The organism is Pseudomonas sp. TE6283, assembly GCF_054060555.1.
The window spans coordinates 208,681-221,357 of the sequence record NZ_JBSSDH010000004.1; the positions used below are offsets into that span (position 1 = coordinate 208,681).

At 66.9% G+C, this 12,677-nt stretch carries 12 protein-coding genes; 2 read left to right on the forward strand and 10 right to left on the reverse strand.

What is annotated here, in order from left to right; translation table 11 throughout:
• Positions 1-61 precede the first annotated feature (61 nt).
• The 9 genes from ACVWZ5_RS08265 to ACVWZ5_RS08305 form a co-directional block, all read right to left on the reverse strand.
• A complete protein-coding gene (locus ACVWZ5_RS08265) occupies positions 62-367 on the reverse strand; it encodes an NIPSNAP family protein (protein WP_028691414.1) in 306 nt (101 codons plus the stop codon).
• Between the two features lie 58 nt (positions 368-425).
• The gene (locus ACVWZ5_RS08270; RefSeq protein ID WP_062574464.1) at positions 426-980 is read right to left on the reverse strand and encodes a lipocalin family protein; all 555 of its coding nucleotides are present in this window, start codon (positions 978-980) and stop codon (positions 426-428) included.
• Positions 981-1,043: 63 nt separating this feature from the next.
• Positions 1,044-1,619: a hypothetical protein gene (locus tag ACVWZ5_RS08275; RefSeq protein WP_062574463.1), complete on the reverse strand. Its 576-nt coding sequence runs from the start codon at positions 1,617-1,619 to the stop codon at positions 1,044-1,046.
• 81 nt (positions 1,620-1,700) lie between these two features.
• Positions 1,701-2,717, reverse strand: a complete 1,017-nt coding sequence (locus tag ACVWZ5_RS08280) for an XdhC family protein (protein WP_343582111.1) — start codon at positions 2,715-2,717, stop codon at positions 1,701-1,703.
• A 67-nt stretch (positions 2,718-2,784) separates the two neighbouring features.
• Positions 2,785-4,119, reverse strand: coding sequence for a cytochrome c (locus ACVWZ5_RS08285; protein WP_343582110.1), 1,335 nt, complete (start codon positions 4,117-4,119; stop codon positions 2,785-2,787).
• 17 nt (positions 4,120-4,136) lie between these two features.
• A complete protein-coding gene (locus ACVWZ5_RS08290; RefSeq protein WP_457340538.1) occupies positions 4,137-6,380 on the reverse strand; it encodes a molybdopterin cofactor-binding domain-containing protein in 2,244 nt (747 codons plus the stop codon).
• Positions 6,380-6,835 carry a (2Fe-2S)-binding protein gene (locus tag ACVWZ5_RS08295; RefSeq protein ID WP_062360968.1) on the reverse strand — a complete coding sequence of 152 codons (456 nt, stop codon included), beginning with the start codon at positions 6,833-6,835 and terminating at the stop codon, positions 6,380-6,382. The genes ACVWZ5_RS08290 and ACVWZ5_RS08295 overlap by 1 nt, the downstream gene beginning before the upstream one ends.
• Positions 6,836-6,984: 149 nt before the next feature.
• Positions 6,985-8,487, reverse strand: a complete 1,503-nt coding sequence (gene proP, locus ACVWZ5_RS08300; RefSeq protein WP_028691421.1) for a glycine betaine/L-proline transporter ProP — start codon at positions 8,485-8,487, stop codon at positions 6,985-6,987.
• Between the two features lie 146 nt (positions 8,488-8,633).
• Positions 8,634-9,092, reverse strand: a complete 459-nt coding sequence (locus ACVWZ5_RS08305) for a GNAT family N-acetyltransferase (protein WP_062574459.1) — start codon at positions 9,090-9,092, stop codon at positions 8,634-8,636.
• Positions 9,093-9,233: 141 nt separating this feature from the next.
• Between ACVWZ5_RS08305 and ACVWZ5_RS08310 the strand changes: the two genes are divergently transcribed.
• On the forward strand, positions 9,234-9,809 hold the full coding sequence (locus ACVWZ5_RS08310) for a hypothetical protein (protein ID WP_062574458.1): 576 nt from the start codon (positions 9,234-9,236) through the stop codon (positions 9,807-9,809).
• A 24-nt stretch (positions 9,810-9,833) separates the two neighbouring features.
• On the opposite strand, the gene ACVWZ5_RS08315 is transcribed toward ACVWZ5_RS08310, so the two are convergent.
• Positions 9,834-11,555 carry an amidohydrolase gene (locus ACVWZ5_RS08315; RefSeq protein ID WP_325925981.1) on the reverse strand — a complete coding sequence of 574 codons (1,722 nt, stop codon included), beginning with the start codon at positions 11,553-11,555 and terminating at the stop codon, positions 9,834-9,836.
• Positions 11,556-11,739: 184 nt separating this feature from the next.
• Here ACVWZ5_RS08315 and ACVWZ5_RS08320 point away from each other — a divergent pair, with 184 nt between their 5' ends.
• The gene (locus ACVWZ5_RS08320; protein WP_062574456.1) at positions 11,740-12,657 is read left to right on the forward strand and encodes a LysR family transcriptional regulator; all 918 of its coding nucleotides are present in this window, start codon (positions 11,740-11,742) and stop codon (positions 12,655-12,657) included.
• Positions 12,658-12,677: the final 20 nt, after the last annotated feature.

A 12,677-nucleotide genomic window follows, 5' to 3' on the forward strand; every position in this document is an offset into this window, starting at 1 on the left:
CGGCGGCACACGCCCCGACCAACTGATAAAAGAGCTGTGATGTGGCGCAAATGACCCTGGCTCAGTCGAGCACAGGGCGCAGGAAGTTGCGTTCGTAACTGAGGATGAAGCGTTGCTCGCTGGCCAGGGCGAAGGCGGCGATGCATTCCGGGTCGGTTTCCGAGGCAGTGCGGTACTGCTCGTAGGCCGCCAGGCTGGGGAAGCTGAACAGGGCGTAGGCGACATTGTTGGCGCCTTCGCTGGGCAGGAAGTAGCCGTGGTGGGTGCCGCCCATGCGGTTGACCAGGCCGATCCACAGCTTGCCATAGGCCTCGAAGGCTGGGATCTGGTAGGGGTCGATGATGTACTTGAGGTGGCAGGTGATCATTGCACGCAATCCTTTGGGTGAGCCGGGTGGCTCACCTTACAGGGGCGGATGGCGGCCGTCACTGGGGGGCTGGCTGGCGCCAGATCAGTTGGTCGGTGGGATAGCCCTGCTGGCGTGCCAGCTCCAGCAGCTGTTCTCGGGTCTGGGCGCTGACGGTCGGTGAGCGCGACAGCAGCCACAGGTACTCGCGGTTCGGATGGCCGACCAGCGCCACGCGATAGTCCGGGTCGTGGTAGAGCACCCAGTACTCGCCCTTGGTCAGGCCGGGGGCCAGGCGGCTGAACCAGTTGTCGAAGCGCACCCAGAGCTTGTCGGTGCGCCCGGCCACCTGTGGCTCGGCGAGGCCGTGGGCCTCATTCCACTGGCCGTCCTTCTCCAGGCAGCGATTGGTCACATCGATACGGCCGTCCTCGCGCAGGCCGTAATGGGCCTCGGACTGCACGCAGTTGCGCTGGAAGAACATCGGCAGGCGCGCCAGTTCGTACCAGGTGCCCTGGTAGCGCTGCAGTTCTATCTGTTGCGTGGTGGGTGGCGGCTCGTCGCGGGCGCTGGTGCAGCCCGTGAGCGCGAGGGTGAGGCAGCAGTAAAACGGCACGGCCAGGCGCATCGCCATGGAAAACCTCCTGAAGGGGGGAAGGGCTCACATGATGTTCGATACGCGGGCCGGCCAAAGGTTTTACTGGGCTGGGCGCGAGGTTTCCACGCGCAGGATCTCGGTATAGATGGCGTCGACGGTCTGGTCGACCTTGAGGTTCTTCATGCGTGCCTGCAGGTCCGGGTCCTCGACCTTGACGACCTGTACCTTGCCTTCGGGCGGCAGCAGGGTGACCTCATGGGTGTTGAGGTCGATCTTCTTGATCTGCGAGGTGACCTTTACCTGGCGGAACGCTTCGCCGCCGGGGTTGGGGTTGTCCTTGGTGGCGCGGATGGTGCCGGATTCCTCGGACGCTTTCGGTGCGCCGCCTTCCTTGGTGTTGAGCACGTAGGCCACGGCGCGGGTCACGTAGATGTCGACCTGATCGCCGACCTTGAGGTTGGGCAGGGCCTTGGCCTGTTCGGTGAGCTGGAAGGTCACGTCCTTGTCGTGGGGACCCTTCACCGTGACCTGGCGATTGGTCAGGTCGATCTTGGTCACCTCGGTGGTGACATGGCTTTCCAGCGCCTCACTGGCGATGGGCAGTTCGGCGGCGTGGGCGGTGAGGCTGGCGGCAAAGATGAGCGCGGTGAGAGCGGTGGCGCGGGTCGGGTTCATTGGCCTGTCTTCCTTGTGGTCGAGGGTGCATGCGAGAAGAAGCATAGACACTGGTTGGCAGGTGTGCGGCAGGTTCAGGCACTAGAAAGGTTGATGGTCACGCTCGCGCTTGGCCCCGGACACACTCACCGCCCCCGGCAAGTTCACGGCGTTCTTCGCCGCCAGCACTTCGGCCATCACGCTCACCGCGATTTCCGCCGGGGTCTTGCTGCCGATGTAGATGCCAATGGGCCCATGCAGGCGCTCGAGGGACTGTTCGGTTTCGCCGAAGTGCTCGATCAGCCGCTCGCGGCGCAGCTGGCTGTTGCGCCGCGAGCCGATGGCGCCGATGTAGAACGCCGGGCCGTGCAGGGCCTCGAGCAGCGCCAGGTCGTCGAGCTTGGGGTCGTGGCTGACGGCGATGATGCAGGTGCGCAGATCGGCCTTGAAGTCGTGTACCACATCGTCCGGCATGCCCTTCAGGTATTCGACGCCGGCGACCGACCAGGTGGCCATGTGCTCGGGCCGGGGGTCGCACACCGCCACCCGGAAGCCGTTGAACAGGGCCATGGTCGCCAGGTACTCGGCCAGCGCGCCGGCGCCGATCAGCAGCATGCGGTAGCCGGGGCCGAGGGTGTTGATCATGTGCCGGCCATCGAAACAGAACTGTTCCGGGGCGGCGGTGGGCTCGAGGTCGACCGCGCCGTCGGCCAGGCTCAGCTGGCGACGCATCAGTTGGCCGTTGTCGAGTTGTACCAGCAGTTGTCGCAGTGGGGTGGCGGCGGGCATGAACTCGAGGATCAGTTCCAGCGTGCCGCCGCACGGCAGGCCAAAGCGGTGGGCCTCGTCGGCGCTGACGCCGTAGCGGATCACCTCGGGCGCGCCCTCGGGCAGGCCTGGGCCGCCGTAGGCGGTGGTGTAGCGGTGGACCAGGTCGTCTTCGATGCAGCCGCCGGACACGCTGCCGACTACCCGACCGTCGTTGCGCAGGGCCATCATCGAACCGACCGGACGCGGCGACGAGCCCCAGGTGCGGGCGACGGTGGCGAGCAGCACGCGATGGCCGGCCTGGAGCCAGTCATGGGTGGTGCGCAGGACCAGCAGGTCGATGCTTTCCATGGTGTCCTCGGTATTTCAGTCGATTGTGCTTCGGGCCGCTACGCGGCCCATCGCCGGCAATCCGGTATCAGCGCATATGCAGGATGATCGGGCTGCTGCTGGCCGGGTCGGTATGCCCGCGCAACGTGCCCACCGCCTTGGCCTGCACCTCGCCGCCGTGATTGCCCCACGCGCCGCGGGCGAAACTCAGCACCTGGGCGATCTCCTGGTCCGACAACTGCTCGCGGAACGCCGGCATGCGGTAAGCGTCCGGCACCCCGGCGGCGACGATGCGCTGCGAGCCGTTGAGGGTGATGTTGATCGCCGAGGCATTTTCTGCGGCCAGCATCGAGGTGGCGCCCGCCAGTGGCGGCATCCACTCGGCCTGGCCCTTGCCGTCCAGGCCATGGCAGCTGGCGCAGCGGGTCGCGTAGGTATGCGCCCCTGGCGTGTCGGGTCCGGCGGCAACCGCCTGGTACTGCCAGGGTGCGCCGTCACGCCCCGGGTCGCCGGGCAGCGACTTGAGGTAGCGGGCGATCGCGTTCAGGTCGTCGTCGCTCATGAACTGCGTGGAGTTGTTGAACGCCTCGGTCATCGAGCCGTACACCACCGCATGCTTGTTCCGCCCGGTCTTGAGGAACTGCACCATCTCTGGCTCGCTCCAGCGCCCGAGCCCGGTGTTGTGGTCCTGGCGCAGGCTCGGCGCGTACCAGCCATCGAGCAGGGCGCCGGCGAGGAACGGCGCGCCGCTTTCGTCCAGGGCCTTCTCGTTGAAGGCCAGGCCCCGAGGCGTGTGGCAACTGCCGCAGTGGCCGGGGCCCTGGACGATATAGGCGCCGCGATTCCACAGCGGGTCCTGGTCGGCCTTCTGCGCATAGGCGCTGGTCGGCGCGAACAGGCCGTTCCACAAGGCGATGGGCCAGCGCAGGTTCAGCGGCCAGGGAATGTCGCTGGGGACATTGGCCTCGGCGGCCGGCTGCACGCCCTTCATGAAGAACGCGTAGAGCGCCCGCACATCGTCGTCGCTGAGCTTGACGTAGGACGGGTAGGGCATGGCCGGGTACAGCCGTCGCCCACCCGGCGCGACGCCCTGGCGCACGGCGCGGTCGAAGTCGGCCAGGCTGTAGGCGCCGATGCCGTGCTCGCGGTCCGGGGTGATGTTGGTGGCATGGATGGCGCCCAGCGGCGTGGCCATTTCCAGGCCGCCGGCAAACGGCACCTTGCCCGGCAGGCTGTGGCAGGCCACGCAGTCGCTGAGCCGGGCGACGTATTCGCCGCGGCTGACCAGGGCGGCGTCGGCGCTGTCCGTGACGCTGAAGGGCGAGGCGGGCTCGCGGGTGACGTACCAGGCCAGCAGGCCTGCCGCGACCAGGCACGGCACGGCCAGCCAGCCTGCGGTTCTTGCGAATCGGCGGTTGTTCATGGGCTGTCCTTGTCGTGTCAGCTGAAGGTATGGCGGCTCAGGGGCATGCTGCGCACGCGCTGGCCGGTGAGCCGCGCCACGGCGTTGGCCACCGCGGGCGCCACCGCCGGCAGCGGTGGCTCACCGATGCCGCCCATCTTCGCCCCGCTCTCGACGATGCGCACATGCACCCGGGCCATGCGCGACGGCGGCAGCACCGGGTACAGGTCGTAGTTGCGCGCCCGTGGCATGCCGTTGAGCCACACCGATTCCTCCAGCAGCACCTGGGACAGGCCCAGGGACACCGCGCTGTTGACCTGGGCCTCGATGATCGCCGGGTTGACGATGCTGCCCGGGTCGATGGCCTGCCAGATGTCGTGCACCCTGACCTGGCCGCCCTCCAGCGACACCTCGGCGATCACCGCCGCCTCCGAGCCGAACGGCGAGGCCATGGCCACGCCGCGGGCGCGCTTGCTGCCGTCCTCGGCGGTGAACGGGCCGCGTTTCCAGCCACCGGACAACTCGCCCACTGCCTGCAGCAGGGTGGTCAGGCGCGGGTTGCCCTGCAGCAGTTGCAGCCGCAGCTCGAAGGGATCGTGGCCGCCCTTGTCGGCCAGCTCATCGAGGAACGACTCGTAGAAGAAGTCGTTCAGCGAGTTGCCCACCGAACGCCAGTAGCCGAGCATGGCCGGGCCTTTGACATAGATCTGCGCGGTGCGCTTGTTGGCGATGGCGTAGGCCTTGCCCGACAGCCCTTCCAGGGCGGTGGGGTCGACCTTGTCGCCCTGCTTGCCGGCGAGCGACTCGGTCGGACCTTCGGTGGCGCTGATCGCCTCGATGGCCACCGGCAGGCCTTTTTCGTCCAGGCTGGCGCGGAACTTGACCACGGCCATCGGCCGCATGGCATCGCGCAGGAACTCCTCCTCGCGGCTCCAGATCAGCTTCACCGGCCGACCCACGGCCTTGGCCAGGGCGATGGCCTGTGGGTAGGGGTTGGCCGAGTCGTACAGGAAGTGGCGGCCGAAGAAGCCGCCGAGCAGCGGCGAGTGCAGGGTGATCCGCGCCGGGTCCAGGCCGGTGCGCTTGGCGATGTCGTCGCGGAACATGTCCTGGGCCTGGTTCGGCAGCCACACCTCCAGGCTGCCGTCGGGGTTGAAACGGGCGGTGGCGGAGGGCGGTTCCAGCTGCGCATGGTTGAGGTACTGGTTGTGGTAGGTGGCCTCGACCGTGGTCTTGGCGCCTGCCAGGGCGCCTGCCACGTCGCCCTGGTTTTCCTCGTCACGGCTCGGCCCGGTCTGGGCGGCCAGGTGGTCGCGCCAGCCGTCGCTGGAAAAATCGGCGGGCATCGCACGCACCTGGCTGTCGGCAGTTGCCTCCTTCCAGTCCACCTGCAGTGCTTCGACGGCGCGCTTGGCATGCCACCAGCGTTCGGCGACCACGGCCACCGCGCCGGGCAGCTGATGCACCGAATGCACGCCCTTCATGGCCTTGACCTGTTCCTCGTTGCGCAGGCCGCCGACGCTCATACCCAGGCGCGGCGCATGCTGCACGGCGGCGTGGAGCATGCCGTCGACCTTGATGTCGATGCTGTAGATGGCCTTGCCGGTGGACTTGTCGTAGGCGTCGAGGCGCTGTACCGGCTTGCCTATCCAGCGGAACTGGCTGGGGTCGCGCAAGGTGACGCTGGCGGGGTCCGGCACCGGCAGGTCCATGGCCGTTTCGGCCAGTTCACCGTAGCCCAGCGAACGGCCCGAAGCGGCATGCACTACCTTGCCCGGTTCGGTGGTCAGCTCGCTCACCGGCACGCCCAGCCGCTGGGCGCCAGCTTGCAGCAGCATGGCCCGGGCCAGGGCGCCGAGGCGGCGCATGGTCGGGTAGCTCATGCGTACCGACATGCTGCCACCGGTGATGCGCAGGCCGTTTTCCATCACCACGTAGGCTTCGCCGGCGGGCGCGCTTTCGACCAGGAAGCGGGCAGGATCGAGGTCCAGTTCCTCGCCGACGATCTGCGCCATGGCGGTGTTGACGCCTTGCCCGCCCTCCATGAACGGGCTGAGCAGGCGCACGCTGCCGTCCGGGCGCAGCTCCAGGAAGGCCGGCACCTGGGTACCGCGCTCCGGGGCGCTGGCGGCCTGTACGCGTGGTGCGCCTACTGGCAGGCCGAAGCCGAGCACCAGCGCGCCCACGGTGGTGCCGACCAGAAAGCGCCGGCGCGACAGGTTGACGGTTTCGCCTGCTGGCAGTTTCAGCAAGTCTTCGGGGGTATCGATGCGTGTGCTCATCAGGCTTTACCCCCTTCGGCGAGATCCTGCACGGCGGCATGGATGGCGTTGTAGGTGCCGCAGCGGCACAGGTTGACCATCGCCGCGTCGATCTGCGCAGTGCTGGGTTTGGGCGTGTGCTTGAGCAGCGCGGTGGCCGCCATCACCTGGCCGGACTGGCAGTAGCCGCACTGGGCGACCTGGTGCTCGACCCAGGCGGCTACCACGCGTTTGCCCACGGCATCGTGCTCGATGGCCTCGATGGTGGTGATCTCGCGGCCGACCACGCCGGCCACCGGGGTGACGCAGGCGCGCACCACGTTGCCGTCCACCAGCACCGAGCAGGCGCCGCACTGGGCCAGGCCGCAGCCATACTTGGTGCCGGTCAGGCCCAGGTCGTCGCGGATCACCCAGAGCAAGGGCGTGTCGGCGTCAGCCTCGACCTGGTAAGTCTGCTGGTTGATTCGTAATTCCATGGGCTCACCTGCTGATCATCGGTTGTGGAAGCGGGGAATACGCTGTTCCCCAATCTGGAAACGCTAGCACAGAGGCCCATTGCGCAACCGATACACCCCACAGATTCAGAGGATCAGGCAAGCAATCCGGCGGAATGCGCAAGTAGCCCTCAATCGATGCGCGGATGCTGTTGTGCGAGCGTCTGGCGCCGGGCCTCCAGCTCGGCGATCTGCGCGTCGATATCCTCGATCTTCTGCTCGATGTTGTCGTGGTGCTCCTGCAGCAACTCGCGGGCTTCCTCGATATCCGAGGCGGCCGGGGCGGCGCCGCGCAGCGGGCGGTTGGCGGTCTCCTTCATGGTCAGGCCGGTGAGCAGGCCGACCACCGCAATGACCATCAGGTAGTAGGCCGGCATGTACAGGTTGTCGGTGGTCTCCACCAGCCAGGCGGCCAGGGTCGGGGTCAGGCCGGCGATCAGCACCGAGATGTTGAAGGCACTGGCCAGGGCGCTGTAGCGGATATGGGTGGGGAACATCGCCGGCAGGGTCGAGGCCATCACGCCGATGAAGAAGTTCAGCAGCACGGCGAGGATCAACAGCCCTGCGAAGATCACCGCCAGCTTGCCGCTGGTGATCAGCATGAATGCCGGGATCGCCAACAGGAACAGGCCAGCGCTGCCAATGATGATGAACGGCTTGCGTCCCCACTTGTCGCTGAGCAGGCCGATGATCGGCTGCACGAACAGCATCCCGACCATGATCGCGATGATGATCAGCACGCCGTGGTCCTCGCTGTAGTGCAGGTTGTGCGAGAGGTAGCTGGGCATGTAGGTGAGCAGCATGTAGTAGGTGACGTTGGTGGCGATCACCACGCCGATGCAGGTCAAGAGGCTGCGCCAGTGCTGGGTGGCGACTTCCTTGAACGACACTTTCGGGCCGCTGGCCAGGCCTTCGCGGTCCCCTTGTTCGAGCTTGTCGACGTGTTGCTGGAACGCCGGGGTTTCTTCAAGGGCGTGGCGCAGGTACAGGCCGATCAGGCCCAGCGGCAGGGCCAGGAAGAACGGCAGGCGCCAGCCCCATTCGAGGAACTGTTCCTCGCCAAGCACCGTCGAGATCAGCACAACCACCCCGGCGCCAAGGACGAAGCCGGCGATCGAGCCGAAGTCCAACCAGCTGCCAAGGAAGCCGCGCTTGCGGTCCGGGGCGTACTCGGCGACGAAGATCGACGCCCCGGTGTATTCGCCGCCCACCGAGAAGCCCTGGGCCATCTTCGCCAGCAACAGCAGGATCGGCGCCCAGATGCCGATGCTGGCGTAGGAGGGGATCAGGCCGATGGCGAAGGTGCTCAGCGACATGATCACGATGGTCGCGGCCAGCACCTTCTGCCGCCCGTAGCGATCGCCCAGGGCGCCGAAGAACAGCCCGCCCAGCGGGCGGATCAGGAACGGCACGGAGAAGGTGGCCAGGGCGGCGATCATCTGCACGCCGGGGCTGGCGTTGGGGAAGAACACCTTGCCCAGGGCGTAGGCGACGAAGCCGTAGACACCGAAGTCGAACCACTCCATGGCATTGCCCAGGGCGGCGGCGGTGATGGCCTTGCGCATCTTGGCGTCGTCGACGATGGTGATGTCCTTCAACCCGATGGGTTTGACGGGTTTCCTGCGTGATTTCATGGGCCGTTGTCCTTGAAGGCTTGGGGCGTGGCCATGGTTTGGCCAGCCTTGTACCTAGGGTCAGATACTACGGCGCGCTAAATAATTCCCTGCGGGGTTATTTGCGTGGGGTAAACCATGCGCGATTTCTGTAGGAGCGGCGCTGGTCAGAGCGTGCGAGACATCAACCAATGGCTATGCCCCCAGGCCTCGAACGGTTCCATGCGCGTCCAGCCGCGCTTGGCGTAGTAAGCGTCCTGGTCGTGGGTATGCAGGTAGAGCGTGGTGACTGCGTTGCTGCGGGCATGCTCGCAGACACCTTCGATCAGCCGCTCCGCCAGGCCTTGCCCGCGCGCCTCTGGGGCGACGAACACGCAGGCCAGCCAGGGACCGAGGTCGCTGCGCCCGGGCAGGTCGTCGCTGGCCAGGGCGGCACTGCCCAGCAGGCGGTCGCCGTCCAGGGCGACCAGGCATTGCCATTGACCGTTGTGCTGGCCTTCGGCGAATTCGCGTTGCCAGTCGGCCAGCGGTACGTCCGCGTACTCATAGTGGAACTGTTGGTGCAGCCACTTGGCGAGGGTGTCGCTGTGGGCCATATGGTGTTTCAGCCAGTCCAGGCGGAGCATGACGATGTCCTTTCAGGGGCAGGAGGGGTGGAGCTTTGCGCGAAGCATACACCGCAGTGCGTGATCGACGAGGATGATAGCGTTTTGATTTTAAGGGCACGCAGCCGCTATCCTCGCGCCTGCATTCATCAAGGAAGAACCATGCGTCTGTCGTCCCGCCTCAAATCGCTTGTAGCCCTGTCACTTGCCAGCCTGCTCGGTGCCTGCTCCAACTACCACTACAAGGAGTACCAGGGTGACTGGGCGCCTGAGACGATGACGCCCTATGATCTGTCCGGCAACCAGGCCGACGCACCGGTCGTGTACTTCGCTACCGTCCGTTACCGCGCCCTGGGCGTGCCGTTCCATCGCCTGCTGCTGGCCACCCATGTCGATGACCAGTTGCTCGAAGGCGCCGGGCGCCGCTCGATCCTCGATATCGCGGGCAAGCAGGCGCTACGGCTGACGCCGGGCAAGCACTCGCTGAGCTGGTGCTGGGCCTCGATGAACGCGCTGGGGACCGGTGGCGGCAAATGCGGTTTCACCGCGCGCGACGTCGAGTTCCGTGCAGGCAAGCGCTACATCGTCGACTTTGACACCGTCGATGCCATCAACGGTCCGCCCGGGCGAGAGACGATGACCATCACCATCACCTCCGAGATTCGCGACCTCGACACCCGGGAGGTGGTCTACCCGCCCAAGGGCAGCGACGCGTTGACCAAGAGCATGGACGGTTGATCGACCCGCCCCGCGCAAGCTGGCTCAGCGCGTATAGATCCGTTTTCCGGCAAACCAGGTCTGCAGCACCTGGGTGTCGCGCAGCGCCTGGGGTGCGACGCTGAAGACATCGCGGTCGAGCACGATCATGTCGGCCTGCTTGCCGGCCCTGAGCGAACCGATCTGCCGTTCCAGGCGCATGGCCCGGGCGGCGTTGAGGGTATAGGCCTGGAACATCGTCTCGCGGTCAAGGGCCTCGGCGGCGTTGAGCACGCCCTTGGGGCCGGCGCGGCTGATGGCCTGGTAGATGGCCTGCCAGGGGTCGGGGGTGCTGATCGGCCAGTCGCTGGCACCGGCGATGATGGCGCCATGGGCAAGCAGCGAGTGCGCCGGGAAGGTGTGCAGGAAGGCCATGGCATCGACGTAGGGTTTGACCAGCTCCAGATTGGCCTCGTCGGCGCTGGCCCAGTACAACTGCATCGAGGCGATCACGTCCAGCTGCTTGAAGCGTGCGTACTCTTTCGGGTTGACCATCTGCAGGTGGGTGATCGAGTGCGCGATGCCGCTGGCGCGATCACGGCGGGCCTGGGCCACGCCGTCGAGCGCCGCGCGCACGGCGCGGTCGCCGATGGCGTGCACATGCACCAGCCAGCCACGGGCGTCGGCGGCGCTCACCAGTTCGCCGAAGTGCGCCGGGTCCAGCAGCAGTTCGCCGTGCTGCCCCGAGTTGCGGTAAGGCTCGAGCATCGCCGCGCTCTGCGCCGGCATCTCGGCGACACCATCGGCGAATACCTTGATGCCGGGCAGGGTGAGGTTGGGTACGCCGAGGAACTGCCGGCGCACCTTGTCCAGCTCATCCAGGTCGGCCGGACGGGCTTTGGAGTCGGCCATCAGCAGCGCGGCCACATGGGCGGTCAGTTCACCGCGCAGGGCGAGGTCCCTGTACACCGGCAGCACGCCGAGCGAATCGTTGTGTACCTCGGCCCCGGGCAGCTCGTTGGCCAGCGGGTCCATCCAGCCGGTGACGCCCAGGTTTCGATAGTGCGCCAGGGCCTGGCGCCCGGCGCTCATCAGGGTGTCATGGGTCAGTGCCGGCAGCAGGTCGGTGACCGGGTACAGCCCGGCATCGACGAGAAAGCCGTTCGGCGTGCCGTCCGGGTGCTGGCCGATGGTGTGGCGGGCCGCGGCCGGCAGGGCGGCGATCTTTGCCGCGTCGATGCCGGCACGGGCGAGCATGGCGCGGTTGGCCCAGCCGGTGTGCATGTCGTTGGCGGCGAACAGGATCGGTTGGTCGGCCCACTCGCCCTGGTTGAAGCGCTGCTCGAGCGCGGCCAGGTCGTCCCAGTAGGTCGGCGGCAGGCCGCCGACGCTGAGGAACTCGCCGCGCCGTGCCTTGCCGTCGTCACGCCACTGGCGCAGGCGTTGTTCCAGCGCGTCGAGAGGGATCTGTACACCGGCCAGGTCGGCCAGTTCCAGCTGCAGGCCACCCTTGATGGCATGGGAATGGGAGTCGAGCAGGCCGGGCATCAGCACCTTGCCGCCCAGGTCGATGGTTCGTGTGCCATCGACCTTCAGGCGCAGCACGGCCAGGTCGGAGCCCACCGCGACGATCTTCTCGCCCTCCACCGCCACGGCTTGCTGCAGTGGCTGGCCCGGCTCGGCGGTGTAGACCTTGGCGTTGTGCAGGATCAGGTCGACGGCGGCGAAGCCGGGCAGGGCGGCGCAGGCCAGGCCGGCGCCAAGCGCGATCTTCAGGAACTGCTTCATGCGATGCCTCGTGCTTGATGGGGAGGCGGCAGGCTAGCCAAGCGGGAAGGGCGTTTAAACGGCACGGCAGGCACAACTTTATTCGCGTTCTGGAAAGAGTGCTTGCTGTTTCCGTCGATTGCCGCCTGCGCAGGAATCCATGGATACTCCACGACGCCCCACGTGTGCCAACCAGGAAGCAACCATGGACAAAATGACGGCCCTGACCATCTTCGTCGCCGCCGCCGAGCACGGCAGCTTCAGCCGTGCCGCCGAGCAACTGGGCAAGACGCCGTCGGCCATCACCAAGGCCGTCGCCCACCTGGAAGCCGAGCTGGGGGTGCGCCTGTTCGAGCGCACCACCCGGCGCATGGCGCTGACCGAAGCCGGCACCCTCTACCTGGAAGGCGCGCGCCAGGCCTTGATGCACCTGCAGCGGGTCACCGAGGAAGTGGAGCAGTTGCAGCATGAACTGCGCGGCACCTTGCGCATCACCGCGCCACCGTCGTTCGGCCCGGCCTTTCTCAACCAGGTGTGCTGCCGCTTCATGCGCGAGCACCCGCAGGTGCGCCTGGAGGTGAACCTCAACGATGCCAACGAGGACCTGATCGACGGCGGCTACGACCTGTCGCTGCGCGACGGTCCCACCGACCAGCCCGAGCTGATCGCCCAGCCGCTGATCGAGAACCGCGTGATCCTGTGCGCCAGTCCCGACTACCTGGCCCGACGCGGCGAGGTCATTACCCTGGACAACTACGCCCAGCACGACTGGCTGCTGCTGCGCCACCCGTTGCTCAACCGCAGCTTCTGGTGGATCGAGCACGAGGGCCAGACCCAGCGCGTGCGCCAGCCGACGGCCAGGCTGGTCAGCGACAGTTTCGACTTTCTGCTGGCCTGCCTGCTCGATGGCCAGGGGCTGCAGTTCATCCCCACCTGGTGCGCGGCACCCTACCTGGCCAGCGGGCAACTGCTGGAGGTGATGCCTGATTACTGGAGGGCGCTGAGCGCGTTCGGCCCCTGGGTGCATGTGCTGTACCTGCCGCATCGGCGCAATACGCGCAAGGTGCAGGCATTCATCGCCCTGTTGCATGAGCACTTGCGCGGGCAGGGCCTGCGCGCCTGAGTTTTTCCTGGTGGGCACAA

What these genes read in the sequence shown, in the direction of transcription:
- ACVWZ5_RS08275 (WP_062574463.1), bottom strand. Translation starts at nt 1,619, where the DNA reads ATGAACCCGACCCGCGCCACCGCTCTCACCGCGCTCATCTTTGCCGCC.
- ACVWZ5_RS08295 (WP_062360968.1), bottom strand. Translation starts at nt 6,835, where the DNA reads ATGGAATTACGAATCAACCAGCAGACTTACCAGGTCGAGGCTGACGCC.
- ACVWZ5_RS08265 (WP_028691414.1), bottom strand. Translation starts at nt 367, where the DNA reads ATGATCACCTGCCACCTCAAGTACATCATCGACCCCTACCAGATCCCA.
- proP (WP_028691421.1), bottom strand. Translation starts at nt 8,487, where the DNA reads ATGAAATCACGCAGGAAACCCGTCAAACCCATCGGGTTGAAGGACATC.
- ACVWZ5_RS08290 (WP_457340538.1), bottom strand. Translation starts at nt 6,380, where the DNA reads ATGAGCACACGCATCGATACCCCCGAAGACTTGCTGAAACTGCCAGCA.
- ACVWZ5_RS08305 (WP_062574459.1), bottom strand. Translation starts at nt 9,092, where the DNA reads ATGCTCCGCCTGGACTGGCTGAAACACCATATGGCCCACAGCGACACC.
- ACVWZ5_RS08280 (WP_343582111.1), bottom strand. Translation starts at nt 2,717, where the DNA reads ATGGAAAGCATCGACCTGCTGGTCCTGCGCACCACCCATGACTGGCTC.
- ACVWZ5_RS08310 (WP_062574458.1), top strand. Translation starts at nt 9,234, where the DNA reads ATGCGTCTGTCGTCCCGCCTCAAATCGCTTGTAGCCCTGTCACTTGCC.
- ACVWZ5_RS08270 (WP_062574464.1), bottom strand. Translation starts at nt 980, where the DNA reads ATGGCGATGCGCCTGGCCGTGCCGTTTTACTGCTGCCTCACCCTCGCG.
- ACVWZ5_RS08285 (WP_343582110.1), bottom strand. Translation starts at nt 4,119, where the DNA reads ATGAACAACCGCCGATTCGCAAGAACCGCAGGCTGGCTGGCCGTGCCG.
- ACVWZ5_RS08320 (WP_062574456.1), top strand. Translation starts at nt 11,740, where the DNA reads ATGGACAAAATGACGGCCCTGACCATCTTCGTCGCCGCCGCCGAGCAC.
- ACVWZ5_RS08315 (WP_325925981.1), bottom strand. Translation starts at nt 11,555, where the DNA reads ATGAAGCAGTTCCTGAAGATCGCGCTTGGCGCCGGCCTGGCCTGCGCC.